This window comes from Saccharothrix variisporea (assembly GCF_003634995.1).
Lineage (GTDB): Bacteria > Actinomycetota > Actinomycetes > Mycobacteriales > Pseudonocardiaceae > Actinosynnema > Actinosynnema variisporeum.
In genome coordinates this window covers 2,744,756-2,767,057 of sequence record NZ_RBXR01000001.1, presented here as the reverse complement: position 1 = coordinate 2,767,057, position 22,302 = coordinate 2,744,756, and the positions used below count along the sequence as shown (strand labels likewise).

The window sequence follows — 22,302 nt, the reverse complement described above, 5'->3', positions numbered from 1 at the left end:
CCCGACGCGCCTGCCGCCGATTTACCGTGAGGCGGACCGCGCGATCGGCACCCGGTTCCGGGAACGGGACCCGATCGCAGTGGTCGAGCTGCCGGGCGGGGTGCGTGCCTGGTCGGTCGACTTCGAACGCCCGCGGCGAATCAAGTCCTTTGTGGACACAGAGTCGGGGTCAACCGAGGTGGAGGGTGACCTCTTCGAGCCGGCGGGCCAGGAAGTCCCGTTCCACGTCGTTGTCGGTCAACGCCAGGGCCTCCTCGTAGGAGGTGGCCGCCTGCGCCCACCGGCCGAGTCGGCGCAGGAAGTCCGCGCGGGCCGCGCTCAGGTACGCGTAGGTGCCCAGCGCCGGCTCCTCCAGCAGCGGCGCGAGCGCCGCGAGGCCTGCCTCCGGGCCGTCCCGGAACCCGATCGCGACCGCGCGGTTGAGCTCCACGACCGGCGACGGCCACAGCCGGACCAGCACCTCGTAGAGGCCGACCACCTCCACCCAGTCCGTGTCCTCCCAGGTCGCCGCCTCGGTGTGCACCGCGGCGATCGCCGCTTGGACCGAGTACTTCGTCGGACGTCCCCGGCGGAGGGCCTCGGTCAGCAGCGTGGTGCCCTCCCGGATCAGGTCGACGTCCCACCGCGTCCGGTCCTGCTCGGCCAGCAGGACCAGTCGGCCGTCGGCGGACAGCCGACTGTCCCGACGGGCGTCGGTGAGCAGCATCAACGCCAGCAGGCCGGTGATGTCGGTGTTGTCCGGCAGGAGCTGGTGCAGCGTGCGCGCCAGGTGGATGGCGCCGTCCACGAGGTCCTCCCGCACGAGGTCCTTGCCGACCGGGGCGGCGTGGCCGGTGGTGAACACCAGGTGCACGACCTCCATGACGGCGGCGACGCGTTCGGGCAGATCGGCGCTCGACGGCACGCGGTACGGGATCCGGGCGCCGCTGATCTTCTTCTTGGCGCGGGTGATCCGCGCGGCCATGGCCGTTTCCTGGACCAGGAACGCCCGCGCCACCTCGGTCGTGGACAGGCCGCACACCAGCCGCAGGGTCAACGCCACCTGGGCGTCGCGGGACAGCGCCGGGTGGCAGCAGGTGAAGATCAGGCGCAACCGGTCGTCGTCGAACACCGACCCCTCCGGCCGGTCCTCCGGGCCCGGCACGACGTCGTCGGTGACCAGCAGCGGCAACGCCGAGCGCAGCACCGACTCCCGGCGCAGGACGTCCTTCGCGCGGTTGCGCGCGACCGTGGTCAGCCAGGCACCCGGCTTGGCCGGCACGCCGTTCACCGCCCAGGTGCGCAACGCGTGGGCGTACGCGTCCTGGGCGCACTCCTCGGCCAGGTCCAGGTCGCGCACCAGGCGCACCGTCGCGGCGAGCACCACCGCCCACTCCCGGCGGTGCGCCCGCGCGACCGCTTCCCGCACCTCGCTGTCGTCGGTCACGCCGTGCCGTCCCGGCTCAGCCGGCCTCGACGATCGGCCGGATCTCGACCCCGCTGTGCGACACCGAGACCTCCGGCAGCAGCTTGGCCAGCGCGATCGCCGCGTCCAGGTCGGGCGCCTCGATCAGGTAGAAGCCGCCCAGCGCCTCCTTGGTCTCCAGGAACGGGCCATCGGTCGTCGTCGGCTCACCGGTCGCGCGGCCGCGCAGGCTCGTCGCCGTCGTCGTCGACATCAGCTCGTGACCACCGAGGACGGCGTCGCCGGCCGCGGCGACGAACTTGCCGTGCGCCGCCTCGTTGTCCTTGCGCTCCTGTTCCGACATCGACTCCCAGATCTGTTCGTCGCCGTAGATCAGGACCAGGTACTTCGCCATCGTACGCATCCCATCGATCGCTTCCGGGCCGATTCGCGACCCTCTACCTACACGACGAACGAGCCGGCCACGAATCGACGGTCCGCCGCCGCGTTCTCCGTCGACGCGCCCGGCACGAGGTCGCGCAGCTCGGCGTCCACCCCGACCCGTGGTTGCGCCGGATGCGGGGATTCGCGGTGCGGGTCGTCCGAGGCGAGCGTGACCGAGCCTCGGCAACCTACCGCGGGGGTTCCACTGCTCGCTGCCCTTCACCCTCGGCGAGGTTCGTCGTCCCGTGTCGGGGCGCTGGAGGTGGGCATTTCAGGAGATGTGGGCGTGACAGCGGGTGTGGTCGAGTGTGGTGTCGGCGCTGGCGCGGGGCTGGGTGGTGGCCGTCTGTTCGGCGGTCGGGAGGTTGTCGTGAGGGTTGGTCGCGAGGTGCGTCTGGTCGCTCGTCCCGCGGGGTTGATCCCCGGTCCGGGAGACGTGCGGGTGGTGGAGGTGTCGGTGCCTTCGCCCGCCCCGGGGCAGGCCTTGGTGCGCAATGTGTTCATGTCGATCGATCCCGGCGCCTTGATGCACATGGCGGACCTGTCGATGTTGGACATCCCGCATTTCGAGCTCGGTGCCACCATGTGGTGCGACGCAGTCGGCGAGGTGATCGAGTCGGCCAGCGAGGACTTCCGACCCGGGGATGTCGTGTGGCACCGGTTCGGGTGGCGCGACTACGCGGTGGCGGACGGTTCGCTGTTCCGCCGGGTGGACCCGGACGCCTATCCTTCGCTCACCCACCACCTCTGTTTCGGGATCGTCGCGTACATCGGTGTCGAGTTGGCGGCCATCCGTCCCGGCGACACGCTCCTGGTGTCCAGTGCGGTGGGCGGGGTCGGCAGCATCGTCGGGCAGGTCGCCCGGTTGCGGGGTGCCGCGAAGGTCATCGGTTCGGTGGGCTCCGCCGAGAAGGTGGCGTACGCGACGGAGGTCCTCGGCTATGACGCCGCTTTCGACCACCACGACGAGGATTTCCGGTTGGGTGACGACTTGGACGTCTACTTCGACAGCGTGGGGGGTCGCCAGCTCGAAGCCGCCATCGACGCGATGAGGCCGCGTGGGCGGATCGTCGTGTGCGGGCAGACCGCGCAACTGCGGTCGGGGGTGCCCACGGGCCCGCGCAACATGATGACCCTGGTGCGCAAACGGCTGACGCTTCAGGCCTACTACACCTTCGACCACCCCGATCTCGTGCCGAAGTTCGAGGAGGAGTTCCCCCAGTGGGTCCGCTCCGGTGCGGTCGTGGTGGCCGAGACGGTGGTGGAGGGGCTGGAGAACGGCGTCGAGGCGGCGGTTCGTCAGATGCACGGGGAATACACGGGCAAGGTGGTGCTCAAGCTGTGAGGGGTCGACTCCCGCTCGACGACGTCCGCACGTTCACCGCTGTGCCCGAACGCGAGAGGAATGGCGATCCACCGATGCGCGAAACCGAGGGCGCGGTCCGGTATCCCCTCACTCTTCAGCTCACGATGTGCTGCATCAACGAGGCGGCCGGGCAGGACATGCTGAAGTACACCATGCCGATCGCCCTGCGGATCACCGGACGCGTGGATTCCGCGGCGCTGCGCGGGGCGTTGGACGACCTGGTGGTCCGCCACGAGTCGCTGCGGACCGTGATCACCTGCGGGTGCGAGGACGACGGCGGCGGCTTCCAGACCGTCCGGCCGGCCGAGCCGGTGCCCTTCACCGAGCACCGGTTGGTGCCGGGGCCGGGCAGGTCGCGCGAGGACCTCGCCGAGGACGTCCTCGCCGAGCTGTTCACGCAGACCATGTCGAGGTACGACAACCCGCTGCTGCGGGCCGCGCTGCACCGCTTCGACGACGGCGACTCGGTGCTGGCCTTGCTGACCCACCACATCGCGGGCGACGCGCTGTCGACCGGCGTGCTCCGCCGCGACCTGGCCGCCTTCTACCGGGCCCGCACGACCGGGACCGAGCCCGAGCTGCCCCCGGTCCGCCAGTACGGGGAGTACGCCCGCTGGCAGCGGGCGAGATGGACCGAGGCGAGGGTCCGCGCCGTTCGGGAGTACTGGGCCGAGAACCTCGCCGGGGCCCAGGTCTTCGCACCGCCGGCCGATCGTGCGGCGGGCACGGTGGCGAGCGGCGCGCCGTACGGCACGGTCACCTTCGACCTGGACCCGCGCGAGATGGGTGCGGTACGCGCCGTGGCACGCGGTGCGCGCGGATCCACCTGGCACGTCCTGGTCGCCGCGGCGGCGCTGTTGGCCACCGGGCTCACCGGAAGGACCGATCCGGCGCTGATGGCCGTCCGGGCTCCCCGGGACCACCCGTCGTTCGACGACACGGTCGGCCTGTTCGTCGACGCGTTGCCGCTGCGGGTCGACCTCGACGGCTGCGTGACCTTCCGGGACGTCCTGCTGCGCGCGCGGAGCACGTGCATGCGGTCCTACCGGAATCCGCTGCCGAACTGCGACCTCGAACGCCACATGCCGGAGTTCCTGGAGCCGAACCGGGACCCGGCGAACGTGCCGATCTTCTTCAACTACCTCGCGTCGGTCCCGAAACCGGAGGAGATCCCGTTCGCGGACGGCGCCGAGCGCGTGGCGTTCCGGGACGAGATCCCCCTCGACCGGGGCGGCATCTGCGTCTGGGGGATGTGGGAACTGCCGTCCGGCGGGCTCCGGGCCCAGTTCGAGTACCCCCCGGACCGGCTCGACGCGGCCACCGCCGAGCGCTGGACGAACGGCTTCCGCGACCTCGTCCTGCGCCTCGCCTGCACCCCCGACGAGCCGTGGGGGGACGCCCACCGGGCGTGACCCTCCCGTGGCTCGACCGGAGGGGTTCAGCGTCCGAAGTGGACACCGCGACGCCGCAGCGCCTGCCGGAACTCGCGCAGGTCGCCGACGAAGAGGTCGGGTTCCTCCAGCGCGGCGAAGTGCCCGCCGTGGTCGTGTTCGTTCCACTGCACGATCTCGGAGAACGCCTGCTCGGCCAGGCGCCGGACCGGCTTCATGAGGTCGCCCGCGTACACGCCGACACCGAGCGGGACGGGCATCGGTGCGCCGCCCGTCTGCGGTTCCTGCGCCGAGGACGTGGGCAGGAAGGCGGCCATCTCGTAGTAGAACTGGGCGGAGGAGGCGGCCGTGCCGGTCAGCCAGTACAGCATGACGTTGGTCAGCAGGTCGTCGCGGTCCACCGCGTCCTCGGGCGACTTCACGGCGTCGGACCACTCCAGGAACTTCTCGACGATCCACGCCAACTGCCCGACTGGGGAGTCGATGAGCCCGTAGGAGATCGTGTTCGGGCGGGTGGCCTGGAGCGCCATGTAGGCCGAGTCGTTCGCGAGGAACTCGTCCGCCATCCGCATGCGGTCGCGGTCGTCGTCGTCGAGGTCGACCGACCGGTCGAACCCGCTGGACGAGGTGTCCATGAAGTTCACGTGCGCCGCCCGCACGTGCTCGGAGTCCAGACCGGCGAGCGTGAGGCTGATCCAGGCCGCGATGTCCCCGCCCTGCACCACGTAGTGCTCGTACCCCAGGCGGCGCATGAGTTCGGCCCAGGCGCCCGCGATGCGCTCGACGCCCCAGCCGTCGTCCCGGGTCGGGCCGGAGAACCCGAATCCCGGCAGTGACGGCAGGACGAGGTGGAAGGCGGTGCTCGGGTCACCACCGTGCGCCCGTGGATCGGTGAGCGGCCCGACGACACCGAGGAACTCCACAATGGAGCCGGGCCACCCGTGCGTGATGATCAGCGGCACGGCGTCCGGTTCCGGCGACCGGATGTGCATGAAATGCACTCGGGCCCCGTCGATCTCGGTGGTGAAGTGGGGGAACGCGTTCAACCGCGCCTCGGCGGCCCGCCAGTCGTACTCGGTGCGCCAGTAGTCCGCCAACTCCTTGAGGTAGTCCAGCGGGACACCGCGGTCCCAGCCGGTGCCGCCGACCCTCGTCGGCCAGCGGGTGGCGTCCAGTCGGCGGTTCAGGTCGTCCAGCGCGGCCTGGGGGACTTCGATGCGGAACGGTTCCATGTCCACTCCTCGTGCCTGCGTCGCAGCCGCCCGATCGGTCCCACCGTAGGCGTCGACACCGGCCGACAGACCTTCCAGGTTGCTGCATCGGCGCCCGGACACCAGCGAGCGGACCGTGCTGTCGTGGTCTCCGCAATCCAAGAGATGCCCGACCGCGGCAGGGAGTCGTAGCTTGGGTCCATTCGTCCAGCGGCGTCTGGACGCTCTCTCTCTTCGCTGCCAGGACGGCTGGGGGAATCGACCACCACGGAGGCGAGATCATGGCAGGAGCCGTGTACCCGTACGCCCTTGACCCGACGGGCGTCGACATCCACGCCGAGACGACCCGACTGCGCGAGCAGGGACCGATAGCGCGCGTCAAGCTCCCCGGCGACGTGCTCGCCTGGTCGGTGCACGGCTATCACGTGGCGAAGGCGATCATGGCCGACGAGCGGTTCTCCAAGAACCCCCGCCGGAGCTGGCCCGCGTACATGAACGGGGAGATCTCGTCGGGTTTCCCGCTGATCACCTGGGCGGCGATGGACAACATGGCGACCCACGACGGCATCGACCACGGCCGCCTGCGCAGGTTGCTGCTGAGGGCTTTCACCTCGCACCGCGTGGCGGCCATGAGGTCGCACATCGTGAAGACCGTGGAGGACCTCCTCCAGGAACTCGACGACGCCTGCGAGCCGGGCGGCGTCGTGGACCTCAAGAAGCGGTTCCACGGAGAACTGCCCACCCGCATCATGTGCGACCTGTTCGGCGTGCCCGCCGAGGCCCGCGCCGAGGTGCTGGCAGGCGGCCACAAGAACGTCGACACCACGATGACCGACGACGTCGCCGAGGCCAACCTCGACCAGTGGCAGAAGGCCATCGCCGACCTCGTGGACTACAAGCGCGCCAACCCCGGGGACGACCTGACCACCGGGTTGATCGCCGCCAAGGACGACGACGGCTCGCGGTTGAGCGACTCGGAGATGATCGGCACCCTGCACCTGCTGCTCGGCGCCGGCTCCGAGACCCTGGTGAACGCGCTCGCCCACGCCTCCCTGGCCCTGCTCGACGACCCCGACCTGCGCGAGAAGGTGACCACCGGGCAGATCCCGTGGGACGAGGTGTTCGAGGAGACGCTCCGGGTGGAGTCGCCGGTGGGCCACTTGCCGTTCCGGTTCGCCACCGAGGACATCGAGATCGGCGGCGTGACGATGGCCAAGGGCGACGTGATCCTCGTGAACTTCGCGGGCATCGGTCGCGACCCGGAGATCCACGGCGAGACCGCGGACACCTTCGACGCCCTGCGCGCCGACAAGCGGCACCTGTCGTTCGGGTTCGGCGTGCACTACTGCCTGGGCCACGTCCTGGCCAAGCACGCCTGGATGATCGGCATCCCGGCGTTGTTCGAGCGCTACCCGGCCATGCGGCTCGCGGTCCGCCGCGACGAGCTGGTCGGGCAGGGCAGCTTCGTCGTGAACGGCCACGCCAGCCAGCCCGTCTACCTCAAGGGTTAGCGTCCGGCGGTGGCACGGGCGCCGCACCCGGACGCGATTTCCGCGGGGTTGTCGAAATGGGCACGACTCGTTCGTCGTAGTAGTGAGAACAGCCCACCGGGGCGCGACGAGAGGACGATCGGCATGGCGAAGTACCTGGTGCTCATCTACGGCGACGAGCGCGAGTGGGCGGGGATGTCCGACGAGGTTCGGCAGCAGCTCGGCGCGGGTCACCGCGACCTCGTCGAGGCGGCCGGGGCGGCCGTCCTGGACACCCGCGAGCTGGAGCCGGCGAGCGTCGCGACCACGCTGCGCGCGGACGCCTCGGGGAAGCTCACCACGACCGACGGCCCGTTCCTGAAGACCAAGGAAGCCGTCGGCGGCTACTACCTGATCGAGGCGCGCGACCTCGACGAGGTGATGGGCCTGGCGTCACGGCTGTACGAGGCCACCGCGGGTCACAGCGGGGTGGAGATCCGCCCGGTGGTGGAACGGGGATGAGCGACGAGGTCGCCGCGGTGGTGGCGCGGGCGTACCACCACGAGGGGCTGCGGGTGTTCGCGGCGACCGTGAAACCGGCCCTGGACCTCGACACCGCCGAGGCCCATGAGGAGGCGCTCGTCCCGTGCGACGACGACGTCGAGCGCGCCTTCCTCACATCCTCAAACGCCACACGGGCCGCCTGGTGCCCTTCATCGCACAAGGAGGGCCATGTCCGCGACCGATCCGCCGTCCGCCGCCCCGAAGTCCTTCCTGAAATCGCTCGTCCCGGAGCCGGGCGACAAGCGGACGTTCGTCACCTCGCAGTTCATCAGCGGCATCGGCGGCGGCATCATCATGCCGATCAGCATCCTCTACTTCACCCGGATCGTCGGCATCGCCGCGGGCGAGGTCGGTGTGGCGTTCATGGTGGCGGGGCTGCTGGCCATCCCCTTCTCGGTGCCGGCGGGTGATCTCGCCGACCGGATCGGTCCGCGACGCGTGGCCTTGTCGGGTCTGCTCGGGCTGAGCGCCGCGGGCGTCGGGTTCCTGTTCGTGCAGAACTCCTGGACGCTGCTCGCCGCCCAGTCCGTGATCACCTTCAGCTTCGCGGCCTACCTCCCGTCGGCGGGGGCGCTGATGCGCCGGGTGGGCGGCGAGCAGACGGTCACCCTGCGCTCCCAGGTCCGGGTGGTCGCCAACGGCGGGGTCGCGCTCGGCACGCTGGTGGCCGGGATCGGCGTCGACATCGGCGGGCCACTGGCCTACCGGGTGCTGCTGGTCCTGTTCGTCCTGGCGCAACTGAGCGCGGGACTGCTGCTCCTGCGCCTGCCGAGGCTGCCGGCGCCGCCACGGCCCCCGAAGCAGACCGGGGGCACGCGGGCACCGAGGTGGATCGCGCTGCGGGACTTGCCCTTCGTCGCCTACACCTTCGTCGGCGGCGCGATGATGTTGCAGAGCATGATCCTGGAGATCCTGATCCCGGTGTGGATCGTGTCCCACACGGTCGCACCGGCCTGGGGCATCACAGTGGCGTTCGTCCTCAACACCGTGATGGTCGTGCTGCTCCAGGTCAGGCTCGGCTCCAAGGTCCAGACCGTCGGGGACGGTGGTGTCGCGCTGCGCCGGGCGGGCCTGGTCCTGCTGCTCGGGTGCGTCGCGCTCAGCCTGATGGCGGAGGTGTCCTCGTGGGTGGCACTGCTGCTGCTGATCGCGGGCATGGTCCTGCTGACGCTGGGCGAGATCTGGCACGCGTCCGGCACGTTCGCCTTCGAGTACGGACTCCCTCCCGCCCACGCCCAGGGCCAGTACCAGGGGCTCTCCACCACCACGTCCGGAGTCGTGAAAGCCGCCGCGCCGGCCCTGCTGCTCGGCGTCACGCTGAGCTTCGGCAGCACCGGGTGGATCGGACTCGGCGTGCTCCTCCTCGTGCTCGGCCTGCTCGGACCGGCCATCGCCGGCTGGGGCGAGCGCACCCGGCAGGAAGCCGAACCGGAACCAACGCAAGCCGACACGACGACGGGTTCGTCGACATGAGCGCGGAAGGACGACCGATGGACACCGCAGAGAGCGACGACCTCGCCGACCGGGTGCTCGCCTCAGTTCTCGCCGCCGCCCGGCAGGCCTTCCGCACGGACGTCGACCCGACGCTCGACCCGATCGAGGCCGGGTTCGACTCGATCGCCGCGATGGGGATGGCCGGCACGCTCGAACAGGAGCTCGGCGTCGAGTGCGCGATCGAGGACGTCTTCGACACCACGTCGCTCGCCGAACTGGCCGACCTCCTGGTCCAGCGCATCGACGCGGCCGGCAGCCGGTAGCGCCGTGAGCACGGCCGCAGCCTGCCCGGTCGTCGACAGGGTCGTGCGCACCGCCGCGCGCCACCCCGAGCACACGGCCGTGGTCACCGCGCACGGTCGGCTGACCTACCGGGACCTGGTCCGGCAGGTGGAACGGTGGCGGGACCGCTGCGCCTCGTCCGGCCTGCCGCCCGGTTCGCTGGTCGCGGTGCCCGCCGGTGACGGGGAGGCCCTGCCCGCGGCCTTCCTCGGCGTCCGGGCCGCCGGGCTGGTGCCCTTGCTCGTCGACGACCGGCAACCGACCCGTGCCGCCGACGTGCTGGCCGCGGGACGGCCGGCGGCCGTGCTCCGGGTGGAGACCGGCGAGATCGAGCCGACCGGCGCACCCGACGGGCGATCCCTGCCGGCCGGCGCCGGTTACGTGGTGTTCTCCTCGGGCAGCCAGGGGACGCCGAAGGGCATCGTGGGCAGCGCGGCCGGGCTGCTGGCCTTCATCGACTGGGAGATCGGCGAGTTGGGGCTCGCTCCGGGCACGCGGGTGGCGATGCTGACGTCCCCGGCGTTCGACGTGGTCTACCGCGATCTGCTGCTCCCCCTGTGCTCCGGCGGTGAGCTGCACATCGCCGCCCCGGCGGTCCGCACCGTGCCGGCCGCGGTGCTGCCGTGGCTGGCCGAACACGCGATCGAGGTGGTGCACGCGGTGCCGAGCCTGAGCGCGCGCTGGCTCGCCGACGCCCCGTCGACGACCGTGGACTCGTTGCGCCACACGCTGTTCGCCGGTGAACCGCTGTACGGGCGGCACGTGCGGCGGTGGCGGAGGGCGGCTCCGTCGACGAGGGTCGTCAACCTCTACGGCCCGTCGGAGACGACGCTGGCCAAGTTCGGGTACGAGGTCCCCGACGAGTGCGACCCCGGTCTGCAACCGGTCGGCAAGCCGCTGCCCGGAACCGCGGTCACCTTCGACGACATCGCGTCGTCGGGGACGACGGACTTCCGGCAGGTCGTCATCACCACACCGGACGGCTCGCTCGGCTACCTCCCGGACACGTGCTCGGACGACGACTTGGACCGGCTGCGCCGCGCCGACGGCGTCACCCGGTTCCGCACCAGCGACCGCGGACGGGTCGACGACGGGTCGAACCTGGTCATCGCCGGCCGGGTGGACTCGCTGGTCAAGCGCAGGGGGACGTTCGTGGACCTCGCCCGCGTCGAGGCCGCCGCGACCGCGTTGCCGGCGGTGCGGGCGGCGTGCTGCGTCCAGCTCACGACCAGCGACGTCGTCCTGGTGGTCGAGGGCCCCTCCCCGGACGCGGCTGCCGGGCTGCGCCGTCCGCTGCACGCCGCGCTCGGGTCCGACATGCCGGACCGGGTGCTGGCCGTCCCGGCCCTGCCGCTGCTCCCCGGCGGCAAGGCCGACCGGCGGGGGATCGAGGAACTGCTCAACCTGGAGGTGGCCGATGACGGTCGAGCGCCCTAGCGACACCGGTCCTTGCACCGTCGTCGTCTGCAAGTACCAGCCGGAGCTGCTCGCCGCGCTGCTGGACTCACCGGCCCGCGCCGGACGCGAGGTCGACGTCTGCCTGGTGCTGGAACGCGCCGAGGTCGTGTACAAGTCGCCGGACCAGGCGCTGCTCGCGCGGTGCCGCAAGGTCTACACGGTCGGCAGCTTCGACTCGCTGGCCGAGCTGTCCGCGGTCGCCGTCGACCTGCGGCTCACCGGCGCACCGGTCATCCGCGTGTGCTGCCAGGACGAGCTGAGCCAGTTCGGCGCCGGATACCTGCGACAGCTGCTCGACGACGCTCCGCCCGACCCCCGGTTCCACGTCGCGTACCGGGACAAGCGGCTGATGAAGCAGCTCGTCGCCGCGGCCGGCGTGCCGGTGACGGGGTTCCGGTCGCTGGCGGACGCCCACGACGCGGACACCGTGGCCGCGGTCGCGCGGGAACTGACCGCGCCGCTGATCGTCAAACCGGCGGCCGGTTTCGGCACCAGCTCCACCGTGAAGGTCGACGACCCCGCCGAACTGGGTCCGGCCGCGACCGGGTTGGCGTTCGACCAGGCGCAACGGTCCCGCCAACTCATCGTCGAGGAGTTCGTCCCGGGCGACGAGGTGTGCGTGGACGCGATCTGGTCCGGCGGGAAGGAGCTGACGTTCCTGGTGCACCGCTACCTGCGGCCACGGATCACGGTCCTGGAGAACGCGCTGGACGGCTCGATCATCCTCGCGCCGGAGGAGCACCCCGGGCTGTACGAGAGGCTCAGGGACATGCACGCGCGCATCAACCCGGCGCTGGGCATCGAGGACGGACCGACCCACCTGGAGGTGTTCTCGCGCCCGGACGGGGAACTGGTCTTCTCCGAGATCGCCACGCGCGCGGGAGGCGCCTGGGTGCAGTACATGATCGGCGCCTTCCACGGCCGTTCCACCTGGTCGCTGCTCGCCGACTCCGTGCTGACCGGAGGCATCCCGCCGCTGAACCGGGCCAAGGCGCACATCGGCGGGGTCAGCATCCGGCCGACGAAGCCCGGCGTCATCACCGGGGTACCGACCGACGAGGAGCTGCTGGCCTTCCCGGGCACCATCACCTGGCACCGGCGCAGGTCGATCGGTGAACGGGCCAGGCTGACCGGGCCGTCCGACTGGTACTTCTTCCTGATCGTCGGCGCGGACACCGCCGAGGAACTCCTCGACACCTGCGTGCGCGCCGTCCGCACGTTCACCATCGAGACCGACGCCGCCTGACAGGTGCACAGCGACGGCGTCCACATCAACCTCGGGTAGCAACTGCTGCCCCGGCACGCGCGGCCCAAGCCTGACCGGGGTGGCGTGTTCCCGACCTTCCCGGGGTCGGCGCCACCGCGGAACGATCAATCACCACCTGCCGCACCTGGTCTGCCGAGGCTCGAGTCCGCCTTCCGGTCGTTCGGCTGTTGTGCGGATGTCCGGCGGCCGTGCGTGGTGACGACAATACGAGCATGGTCGAACACCACAACGACGTCGGGGGAACGGCGTTCGGCCCTGTCGTGCAGGCCCGTGACATCAGCGGTGATGTGCACATCTCGCACACCCCCACGCCGCTCGCCCGGTCGCGCTACCGCGAGCAGGTCCGGCAGATCGCCCCGCCGGAGCTGCTGGGGCGGGCGGCGGAGATGGCCTGGTTGCACCGGTTCTGCACCGACGACGACGTGCCACACGACTACCTGTGGTGGCGCGCTCCGAAGTGGGCGGGCAAATCCGCCCTGATGGCGTGCTTCGTGCTCGACCCGCCGCCGGGTGTGCGGGTGGTGTCGTTCTTCGTCACCGGGCGGCTGGCGGGCCAGGACCACCGGGCGGCGTTCGTGGACGTCCTGGTGGAGCAGCTGGCGGAACTGCTCGGCGAGCCGATGCCGGTCGCGGTGTCGGAGGCCACCCGCGAGGCGCACCTGATCGGGATGGTGACCGAGGCGGCGCAGCTGTGCCGGGACCGGGGCGAGCGGTTGGTGCTGGTCGTGGACGGCTTGGACGAGGACCGCGGCCTCGTCGTCGGTGCCCGTTCGCACAGCATCGCCGCCCTGCTGCCGACCCGGCTCGCCGCCGGCATGCGCGTGGTGGTCACCAGCAGGCCCAACCCGCCGCCGCCCGCCGACGTCGGCCCGCACCACCCGTTGCGCGATCCGGCGGTGGCGCACGACCTCCCGCCCTCGCCGCACGCCCTCGTGCTGCGCGACGACATGGAGCTGGAGCTCGACCGCCTGCTCGGCGGCGACCCCGCCGCCCGCGACCTGCTGGGCCTGCTCACCGCCGCGGGTGGCGGGTTGAGCGCCCGGGACCTCGGTGAGCTGACCGGGCGGGGGGAGCGCGACGTCCGGGCGCTGCTGCGGACGGTGGCGGGCCGCACGTTCGACGTGCGGCCGGGGCACTGGCACCCGGAGACCGCGATCTACCTGCTGGGCCACGAGGAGTTGCAGACCACCGCGGAGGAGGGCTTCGGCCCCGCGGGCCTGGCCGGCTACCGCGCCCGCCTGCACGCCTGGGCCGACCGCCACCGTGCCGCGGGCTGGCCGGAGGACACACCCGAGTACCTGTTGCGCGGCTACTTCCGCCTCCTGGTGGCCACCGGGGAGGTGGCGCGCGTGGTGGCCTGTGCGATCGACCCGGCGCGGCACGACCGGATGCTGAGCCTGTCCGGCAGCGACCTGGGCGCCTTGGGCGAGATCACCGCCGCCCAGGCCGCCGTGCTCGCCACCGCCGAACCCGACGCGGTGGTCCTGGCCCGCCTGTCCTACCACCGCGAGCGGCTGACCGACCGCAACGCGACCATCCCGTCCCGCCTGCCGGCGCTGTGGGCGGCGCTGGGCCGGACCAGGAGGGTGGAGGTGCCGGCCGACCCGGCCTCGGCGGTGGCGTTGTGCGTCGCGTTGGCCGAGCGGGGCCAGTTCGACCGGGCCGACGAGGTCCTGCGCGGGGTGGACGGCATCGAGCACCGGGACGAAGCGCTCGCGGGGATCGCGGTCGCGCTGGCGCGGCACGGGGCGGTCGCCGACGCGCTCGTGGTCGTGGACCGCGTCTTCGGCGGCGTCGACCGGGCGGTGGCGACCGCTGAACTGGCGGTGGTCACGCACCGGGACGAGATCGCCGGCCAGGCGCGGGCCCTGCTGGAGGCGCTGGCCGAGCACAACGCGGGAGCATCGGGGAAAGCCGCGGCCCGGCTCGCCGGCGCCGCCGCCGCGCTCGGCGACCTGGCACTGGCCAGGCGGTTCCTGCAGGCCGTGGACGAACCGCGCTGGGGATCGCGGGCCCGCGCCGCGATCGCCCGCGCGGGCGACCCGGACGCGGCGGAGTTGATCGACACCGCCGACCGGCTCGCGGAGGGCATCACCGACCCGGATCTCAAGGCCGCGGCGCTGGCGGACCTCGCGGTCGCGACGGACGACCTCGACCGGCTGGCCCGCGCGGAACGCGCCGGCCCGCTGGGCCCGGACGCGGTCGCGCACGTCGTGCGGGCGGCGGCACTGCTGGGCCGCTGGGAGCACGCGGAAACGCTGTGCGGCACCCTGGCCCCGGGGTCCCCCGCGGTGCTGGTCGCGCTGGGGGAGGCCGCCGCGTCGGCCGGGAGGACCGCGGCGGCCGAGCGGATCGCCGCCGTGGCCGAGGGGATGGCCCGCGACTTCGTGGACGACCGGCGTCGGGACGCGGCGCTCGCGGCCCTGGTGGCGGCGAACGACGAGATCGGCGACACCGAGGCGGTCCGGGCCCTGCTCGACGTCGTCGAGGCCGAGGGCCGGGGGACGCCCCGCACCACGGCGCCCGATCCACCCGACCCCGACCGGGGACCGCTCGCCCTCGACGACCTGATCAGGCGCACGCCGAACGCGTTCACGCGGGCGCGCGGGCTGCTCGCACTCGCCCGCACGAACCGGTCGCTGCTGTTCCGGGCCACCGCCGCGATCGAGGAGATCCAGGGTGCGGCGCACCGGGTGCGGCTGGACGCGGCGGTGGTGACGACGATGGCCGGCCTGGGCGATCTCGACCAGGCGGTGGCCCACGCCCGGTCGGTCGGCACGTCGGTGGCGATGGTGGCGGCGGTGAAGGCGGTGGCGGCGACCGAGGACTTCGACCGCGCCCTGTCGTTGGTCGGCGAGATCACGGACCCGGTGCGGGCCTGGGAAGCGCGAGGGTTCGTCGTCAAGGCCGTCGCGGTCGCGGGTGACGTGCCGCGTGCCCTGTCCCTGCTGGCCGACCTCCCCGCCGGCCGCTACCGCGACAAGCTGGTGGAGGCGCTGGCCGCCATCACCACCGGGTCCTCGCGGTCGTGGGTCGCCGACCTCCTGCCGTGGGCGGACCGGATCGCCGACGCCCCTCGCCGGGCCCGCACGGTGTCCCACCTGATCACCGCCGCCCTGCGCCACGGTGACCGGACGCGCGCCCGGTCGCTGGTCGACACCGTCGAGCCCCCGGCCCTGCAGGCGCGGGCGTGGGCGGCCCTGCTGGACGACCCGGGCGCGCACGCGGCGGCCCACATCCTCCACCTGCTCGACTGGCCTGCCGCCCTGCCGCTGGTCGCCGCCCGGCACCCGGAAGTGGTCCAAGCGCTGACCGCCGACGTCCTGGGCCGGTGACGGCGGGCTGCCAGGGGCGTGCCGGCGGCGTGTGCGGGCGGTGCCGGCGGGCCGCGGCAGTGTGCGTGTCGAGGGCGGAGCCGGCACGGCCCCGGCCCGAGGCGGAAGGACAAGGCATGAGCGATCTTGTGGTGCACGACGTTGTCATCGTCGGTGCGGGCCCGGTCGGGCTCTTCCTCGCGATCGAGCTCGGGACAGCGGGGGTGAAGCCGCTCGTGCTGGAGCGGCTCGTGGAGCCCGACCGCGGGATCAAGGCCGCGGCGATCGGTGCGGTGGGGGCCGAGGCGCTGGAGCGACGCGGGTTCGCGCGGGCGCTCGAGGAGGAACAGGTGATGATGCCGATGGCGAAGGCGGCACGTGCCGGATCCGGGCCGGTGAAGAAGCCGGGAGGCCATTTCTCCGCGTTGTTCGTGATCGAGCAGGAGCTCCAACGCGACCCGGAGCGCCACAGCCGCATGGTGCCGCAGGAGGCGCTCGAGAGGATCCTGACCGCGCGGGCGGGCGAGCTCGGGATCGAGATCCGTCGTGGCGTCGCGGTGGAGGACCTCGAGCAGGACGAGGACGGCGTGACCGTGCGGACGAGCGCGGGCCTGCTGCGCGCGACGTACCTGGTCGGCTGCGATGGTGGCCGGAGCCGCGTCCGCAAGCTCGCCGGCTTCGAGTTCCCCGGTACGGATCCGACCATCACCGGCTACCAGGCGCTCGTCGAGTTCGACGCGCCGGAGAAGCTCGCGAGGGGGTGGCGGCGAACGCCGCGCGGTCTCATCACGTCGATCCCGGGTCGCGTTTTCACGGCGGAGTTCGACGGGCCGCCGCCGGATCGGGACGCGCCGGTCACGCGGGCCGAGGTCGAGGCGTCGATCCGGCGCGTGAGCGGCACCGACGTCAGGGTCCTGTCGATGTCGAAGGCGACGCGCTGGTCCGACAACGCGCGGCAGGCGACGACCTACCGCAGGGGCCGCGTCCTGCTCGCGGGCGACGCCGCGCACGTCCACTCGCCCTTCGGCGGCCAGGGCCTGAACCTCGGACTCGTCGATGCCGCGAACCTCGGCTGGAAGCTCGCCGCGGCGGTGAAAGGGCGTGATCACCTCCTCGACTCCTACACCGCTGAGCGCCATCCCGTCGGTGCGCGCGTCCTGGAGAACACCCGCGCGCAAGTCGCGCTGATGCGTCCTGACCCGCTCACGAGCGCGTTGCGCACCATCGTGAGCGACCTGATCACCCTGCCCGAAGGCAACCGCCACATCGGCGAGATGCTCTCGGGTGTCGGCATCCGCTACGACCTCGGCGACGACGACCCGCTCGTCGGCACTCTCGTGAAGGACCAGCTCCTCACGCTCGCAGACGGCGGCGAAGAGCGGCTCTACGCGCGGGCGGAACAGGGTGGTGGCCTGTTCGTCTCGCCCTCGGCGCGGTCGCTGCCACCGAACGTGCACCACGTGCACACCAAGGAAGGGCCATCGATGCTCGTCCGTCCCGACGGCTGCGTCGCGTGGACAGAAGCGTCGGCCAAACCACTCGACGCGGCGCTCACGCGCTGGTTCTGAACGGGAGCTCCGACATGGCAACGAGGACGATCCCGGCGAGCCGGGGGCACTGGATCGCCACCTGGGGCACGGCGCAGCAGTTGGCGCGACCTGCCGAGTCCGGTGGAGGGCCGCAGATGCCGGGTCTGCCGGACGACGACGCGTCGGCACAGGATTCCGCGCTCCAGGCGGACGAACCGCCCTGGGCTCCGACGAAGGTCGGCGCGCAGACCGTGCGCATGGTGGCGCGTGCCACCGCGGGCGGCACGGCCGTGCGCGTCGCGCTGTCGAACTCCTTCGGGCACGCGCCGGTGCGCATCGATGCCGCGTGGATCGCGCGGCACGAGCGCGGCTCGGCGATCCACGCGGGCAGCGCCCGCGCACTGACCTTCGGCGGGCGCGCCACGGTGGTGTTGCCGACGGGCGCGCACATCCACAGCGACCCCGTCGAGTACGACGTGCCCGCGCAGACCGATCTGGTGGTCTCGCTGCACATCCCCGACGAGGACGTCATTCCCACGACGCACGAGGTCGGACTGCGCACGGCGTGGCTCGCACCCGGCGACCAGACCGCCGCGCGGAACCTGCGCAACGCCACCGCGTTCCAGTCCTACCTGTGGCTCGCTGGTGTCGACGTGCTGGCGGGGTCCACGGCGGCCACCGTCGTCGCCATCGGCGATTCCGTCGTCGACGGGATGGAGACCACGCCGGACGCGGACGCGTCGTGGCCGTCGGCGCTGGCGCGCAGGCTGGCCGCATGGGAGGACGTGCCGCCGCGTGCGGTGATCAACATGGGTATCGCGGGCAACCGCGTCCTGCGCGAGACCGACGGCATGGGCGCCAGTGCGCTGGCGCGCTTCGACCGCGACGTGCTGGCCCGGCCCGGCGTGCGCTGGGTGGTGTTGTCCGAAGGGCTCAACGACATGTTCTTCGGCTTCATGCCGGGCATGCCGCAGAGCGAGCGTGCGACGGCGGAGGACATCATCGTCGGCTACCGCATGCTGATCGGCCGCGCGCACCTGCACGGCCTGCGGATCATCGGCTGCACGCTGCTCCCCATCGGCGGCACGTTCCTCTTCACCGCGGAGCTCGAGCGCATGCGCCAGGAGGTGAACCGCTGGATCCGCGGCAGCGGCGAGTTCGACGCGGTGGTCGACCTGGAGGCGGCCACCCGCGCGCCGGGCCCCGCCGAACCGGTGCGGATGCGCGCGGAGTTCGTGTCCGCTGACGGCATCCATCCCAGCGACGCGGGTCAGCGGGCGATCGCCGAGGCGTTCGACCTGGAGCTGTTCCGGGAGTAGGGCTCACGTCCGCGCTGGGGCGACCTGGAGCGAGGCCGTCTTCCCGTCCAAGTGCCAACCGCCTTGGTACGCCGCGGCGAAGACGTCCTCGCCCAGCACCGTGCGGCCGCGGGTGACCATCGCCTGGATCCGCGGGTCGCTGCGGTCGTGGGTGCCGCGCAGCCGTGACGCCGCGCCGAGCAGCAGGGCCACGTCCCGGTGCCGCCCCCGCAGCTCCGCCAGCTCGGCCCCGGCCACGGCGACCAGCGCCATGATCGGCAGGTCCCGGCTCGCCAGGGCCGTCGCGTACGCGCGGGCCAGCGCCACCTCGGCGCCCTCGGCGTCGCCCCGCCGCACGGACAGCGAGGCTCGCACCGAGCCGACGATCGCCCGGGCGTGGTCGCCGCCGACCGAGGACTCGCCTGCCACTCCCGCCTCGGCCACCTCGATGCGGGCCTGCGCGCGGTCCAGGTCGCCGAGCCGCAGCCAGGTGCCGGCCTCGAGCGCGGTGACGATGACGACCAGCTCCGGCGACGCCGATCGCTCCGCCCGCTCGCGGACCGCGTCGAGCATCGCCCTCGCCGAGGCGTCCTCGCCGCGGCGCAGGTGGAGTTCGATCCAGCGAACGTCGAGGAAGATCTCGTCGGCCAGGCTCGGCGAACCGAATTCCCGCGCCTGTGCCCTGGCCTCCCGCAGGTCCGCCAACGCCCCGTCGAGGTCCCCGTCGTACTGCCGCAGCATCGCGCGCATCGGCAGCGCGGAGGCCATCCCCCAGCGATCGCCGGTCCGGCCGAAGGCGTCGAGAGCCGCGGCCACGTCGACGCGCACCTGGTCCAGGTCGCCCTCGTTCTCGGCGAACGAGGCCCGGAACAGGTGGGCCAGCCCGGACAGCCAGACGTCGGGGCCGTCGACGAGACGGTCGACCAGGGCGAGCGACGCCTCGTGCTCCCGCAGGAAGTGCAGCGTGATCGCGGCCAGCACGGCGGTGACGCCGGGCAGCGACGGGTGGGCGAGCAGGCGATCGGCCACGGCCCGCAGCGCGGACTCGTTCTCGTCCAGGCCCTCGATGGCCAGCGGTGAGCGGGCGTTGATGCGGTTGAGCAGAAGCATCGCCTCCGCGGAATCGCGGTCCAGCGCGGGCCCCTCGGCAGGTAGCGCCAGCGCCTCCCCTTGCCAGTACGCCGCGTCGGCATGCCGGCCGAGCACCTGCCAGTACCAGGAGAGGTCCCTGGCGAGCCCGACGGCCGCGGTGGCGTCTCCGGTGTCGCACAGGTGGCGCAGGGCGGCGAGCGCGTTGTCGTACTCGGTGGAGATCACGCGCAGTGCGGCGAGCTGGTCGGGGCCGCGCAGCAGCGGCTCCTCGCGGGCGACCAGGGTGGCCAGGTAGCGGGCGGCGAGATCCCGGACGGCGTCGAGCACGCCCCGCTCGGCGAGCCGCTCGATCCCGTACTCGCGCAGGGTCTCGAGCATCCGGTAACGGCCCGCATCGGGCGCCAGGTGCAGCAACGACTTGTCGATCAGCGCGGAGAGCAGCTCGGGGACCTCATCGGGGAGCACCGCGGTGCCCGCGCAGACCGCGGCAGCCGACTCCGAGGTCACGCCACCGGGCAGGACCGCGACCCGCTCGGCCACCGTGCGCTCGTCCTCGTCGAGCAGGTCCCAGCTCCAGGCGATGACCCCGCGCAGCGTGCGGTGCCGGGGCGACGCCGCCCGGCGGCCCGTGGCGAGCAGCCGGAACCGGTCGGACAGCCCGGCGGCGAGCTCGGCCGGCGACAGGGTCCGCATCCGGGCCGCGGCCAGCTCCAGCGCCAGCGGCATGCCGTCCAGGCCGCGCACCAGCCGGACCACGTCCGCGCGGGTCCGCTCGTCGACGTCGAAACCGGGGCGCACCGCCGCGGCCCGTTCGGTGAGCAGGCGCACCGACGCGCTCCGGCGGACGTCCTCGAGGTCGTCGTCGGGGGCGGGCAGCGCCAGCGGGCCGAGCGGGACCAGCGCCTCACCGTCGATCGCGAGCGGCTCGCGGCTGGTCGCCAGCACCCGCAGCCCCGCGCAGCGCGGCAGCAACGCCGCGATCAGGTGCGCGACGGCGTCGACCAGGTGCTCGCAGTTGTCCACCACGAGCAGGCACTCCCGACCGTTGAGCCGGTCGGTGAGCATGTCCAGCTCGCTGCCCCCGGCTCGCATCCAGCCGGACGCTTCGAAGAGCGCGGTGCCCCGCAGCCCGATCGCGGCCAGCACCGCCGAGCCCGCCTTGGCGGGCTCGGTGACCGCGGCGAGGTCGACCAGCCAGGTGCCGTCGCGGTACTCGTGGCGGTAGCGGCGACCCGCCTCGACCGCGAGCCGGGTCTTGCCCGCCCCACCCGGCCCGACCACCGTGACCAGGCGCCCGCGGGTGAGCAGCGCGTCGATCCGGGCGAGGTCGTCGTCACGCCCGATGAAGCTGGTCAGGGCGGCGGGCAGAGTGCTCGCCGGCGCCTCGGGAGCGGGAGCGGGCGACTGCAGCAGGCGCAGGTGGCGCTCGCGCAGGGCAGCGCCGGGGTCGGCGCCGAGCCGGTCGGCGAGGGCTTCACGCACCCGCTCGTACACGTCGAGGGCCTCGGCCTGGCGGCCCTGGGCGGCCAGCGCGTCCATCTGCAGCGCGGCCACCCGCTCGTCCGCCGGGTGCTCGGCGAGCAGGGCGCTCAGCCGGCCGGCGGCGTCGTCGGCGCGGCCCAGCGCCAGCTCCGCCTCGGCCAAACCCGCGCCGGCCTCGACCGCGGTGCGGGCCAACCGCGTCGCGACCGCCGGGGCGACCGCGGCGATCACCGACGGATCGCCGCACAGCGCCACCGCCTCACCCAGCAACTCGGCCGCCGCCGGCGGATCGCCGGCCCGCAGCCGGGCGCGACCGAGCGCGGCCAGCCGCTCGAACCGCAGCACGTCGACGTCGTCCTCCGTGACGTCGAGGCGGTAGCCGCCCTCGGACTGCGTGACCGCGCCGGCCCCGCCGAGCACCCGACGCAGCCGAGAGACCAACGACTGCAACGCGTTCACCGGGTCGGCCGGGAGCTCCCCCGGCCACAGCGCACCGACCAGGACGCCCGGCTCCACCGGCCGGCCGCCCGCCAGCGCCAGCCGCGCGACCAGGCTGCGCAGCCGGGCACCGGGAACGGCCACCACGGCGTCACCGCGGCACACCTCGAAGGTGCCGAGCAACGTCACCCGCAGGCGCGTCTCGTTTCCGTGCACCGCCCGATCCTCCCGCGCACGGCCCGCGTGCCCCAACCCGCCATCCACTCATGCCGTGGCTGCGACCGCGAAGTCGGTCGACAGGACCGGCGGGACGGGCGACGAGGTCTTGCGGGTGATCGGGTCCGGGCCACCGTCGACCAGGCGGCGGCGTCGGGTGAGGCGGTAGCGGACGTGGCCGCTCGTCACACGTGGTCGGTCTCGACCGTCGTCGCGGGCTGACTACCGGGCCGGCGGCGGTTCTCGATCGTGATGTCGCACTTGCGGGCCAGCGCGACACCGGCACCGATGGTCGTGGCGACCGGAGCAGCGAGCGCCGCGACCAGTCCGAGAGCGACCGGCACCTCCAGCACCACGTCCTCCTTGCGGTCACGGACAACGACACGACGGTTGATGCCCTCGCTCACGAGCCCGCGAACGGTGTCGACCACCGAGTCGAGGGCGGCACGGGTGGACTCGGACTTGGACTCGCTCATGACTCTCCTCGCACTGCGGATCCCCTTGACGAACTCCAGCCTGCCCGCCGCCGCGCGCCCCGCCATCAGGGTTCCCCCTGACCCCCACCTGATTCAGCCCCCAGGACACCCCGGTGGTCGATCTCCA

17 protein-coding genes are annotated in these 22,302 nt (G+C 72.8%); 11 read left to right on the top strand and 6 right to left on the bottom strand.

The window, feature by feature from the left end:
• Positions 1–169 precede the first annotated feature (169 nt).
• Together DFJ66_RS12045 and DFJ66_RS12040 are read right to left on the bottom strand one after the other, a co-directional pair.
• Entirely contained in the window at positions 170–1,426 is a 1,257-nt protein-coding gene (locus DFJ66_RS12045) for an RNA polymerase sigma factor (protein ID WP_121220819.1), read from the bottom strand.
• 16 nt (positions 1,427–1,442) lie between these two features.
• Complete coding sequence (locus DFJ66_RS12040; RefSeq protein ID WP_211351096.1) at positions 1,443–1,799, bottom strand: YciI family protein; 357 nt, start codon at positions 1,797–1,799, stop codon at positions 1,443–1,445.
• A gap of 198 nt (positions 1,800–1,997) precedes the next feature.
• Between DFJ66_RS12040 and DFJ66_RS12035 the strand changes: the two genes are divergently transcribed.
• Together DFJ66_RS12035 and DFJ66_RS12030 are read left to right on the top strand one after the other, a co-directional pair.
• Entirely contained in the window at positions 1,998–3,173 is a 1,176-nt protein-coding gene (locus DFJ66_RS12035; protein ID WP_246029707.1) for an MDR family NADP-dependent oxidoreductase, read from the top strand.
• A gap of 74 nt (positions 3,174–3,247) precedes the next feature.
• Positions 3,248–4,606, top strand: coding sequence for a condensation domain-containing protein (locus DFJ66_RS12030; protein WP_121220814.1), 1,359 nt, complete (start codon positions 3,248–3,250; stop codon positions 4,604–4,606).
• A 26-nt stretch (positions 4,607–4,632) separates the two neighbouring features.
• Here the strand turns inward: DFJ66_RS12030 and DFJ66_RS12025 are convergent, their stop codons facing one another.
• Entirely contained in the window at positions 4,633–5,817 is a 1,185-nt protein-coding gene (locus tag DFJ66_RS12025; protein ID WP_121220812.1) for an epoxide hydrolase family protein, read from the bottom strand.
• Between the two features lie 260 nt (positions 5,818–6,077).
• On the opposite strand from DFJ66_RS12025, the gene DFJ66_RS12020 reads away from it, so the two are divergent.
• From DFJ66_RS12020 to DFJ66_RS11980, 9 genes are all read left to right on the top strand, one after another.
• Positions 6,078–7,307, top strand: a complete 1,230-nt coding sequence (locus DFJ66_RS12020) for a cytochrome P450 family protein (protein WP_121220810.1) — start codon at positions 6,078–6,080, stop codon at positions 7,305–7,307.
• Positions 7,308–7,430: 123 nt separating this feature from the next.
• The gene (locus DFJ66_RS12015; RefSeq protein WP_121220808.1) at positions 7,431–7,787 is read left to right on the top strand and encodes a YciI family protein; all 357 of its coding nucleotides are present in this window, start codon (positions 7,431–7,433) and stop codon (positions 7,785–7,787) included.
• A gap of 210 nt (positions 7,788–7,997) precedes the next feature.
• Entirely contained in the window at positions 7,998–9,302 is a 1,305-nt protein-coding gene (locus tag DFJ66_RS12010) for an MFS transporter (RefSeq protein ID WP_121220807.1), read from the top strand.
• A gap of 17 nt (positions 9,303–9,319) precedes the next feature.
• Complete coding sequence (locus DFJ66_RS12005) at positions 9,320–9,586, top strand: acyl carrier protein (RefSeq protein ID WP_121220805.1); 267 nt, start codon at positions 9,320–9,322, stop codon at positions 9,584–9,586.
• Between the two features lie 4 nt (positions 9,587–9,590).
• Complete coding sequence (locus tag DFJ66_RS12000; protein WP_121220803.1) at positions 9,591–11,042, top strand: AMP-binding protein; 1,452 nt, start codon at positions 9,591–9,593, stop codon at positions 11,040–11,042.
• Positions 11,023–12,309, top strand: a complete 1,287-nt coding sequence (locus tag DFJ66_RS11995) for an ATP-grasp domain-containing protein (RefSeq protein WP_121220801.1) — start codon at positions 11,023–11,025, stop codon at positions 12,307–12,309. Before DFJ66_RS12000 ends, DFJ66_RS11995 begins: the two co-directional genes overlap by 20 nt.
• A gap of 233 nt (positions 12,310–12,542) precedes the next feature.
• A complete protein-coding gene (locus DFJ66_RS11990) occupies positions 12,543–15,665 on the top strand; it encodes a hypothetical protein (RefSeq protein WP_121220799.1) in 3,123 nt (1,040 codons plus the stop codon).
• Between the two features lie 116 nt (positions 15,666–15,781).
• Positions 15,782–17,212 (top strand): FAD-dependent monooxygenase, encoded by a 1,431-nt coding sequence (locus DFJ66_RS11985; protein WP_121220797.1) that lies wholly within the window; start codon positions 15,782–15,784, stop codon positions 17,210–17,212.
• A 14-nt stretch (positions 17,213–17,226) separates the two neighbouring features.
• Positions 17,227–18,492, top strand: a complete 1,266-nt coding sequence (locus tag DFJ66_RS11980) for an SGNH/GDSL hydrolase family protein (RefSeq protein WP_121220795.1) — start codon at positions 17,227–17,229, stop codon at positions 18,490–18,492.
• A 3-nt stretch (positions 18,493–18,495) separates the two neighbouring features.
• Here the strand turns inward: DFJ66_RS11980 and DFJ66_RS11975 are convergent, their stop codons facing one another.
• From DFJ66_RS11975 to DFJ66_RS11970, 3 genes are read right to left on the bottom strand one after another with little or no spacing between them, the layout of a single operon-like run.
• The gene (locus DFJ66_RS11975; protein WP_121220793.1) at positions 18,496–21,699 is read right to left on the bottom strand and encodes an ATP-binding protein; all 3,204 of its coding nucleotides are present in this window, start codon (positions 21,697–21,699) and stop codon (positions 18,496–18,498) included.
• 48 nt (positions 21,700–21,747) lie between these two features.
• On the bottom strand, positions 21,748–21,888 hold the full coding sequence (locus tag DFJ66_RS42625; protein WP_170199292.1) for a hypothetical protein: 141 nt from the start codon (positions 21,886–21,888) through the stop codon (positions 21,748–21,750).
• The gene (locus tag DFJ66_RS11970) at positions 21,885–22,175 is read right to left on the bottom strand and encodes a DUF4342 domain-containing protein (RefSeq protein ID WP_170199290.1); all 291 of its coding nucleotides are present in this window, start codon (positions 22,173–22,175) and stop codon (positions 21,885–21,887) included. The genes DFJ66_RS42625 and DFJ66_RS11970 overlap by 4 nt, the downstream gene beginning before the upstream one ends.
• Positions 22,176–22,302: the final 127 nt, after the last annotated feature.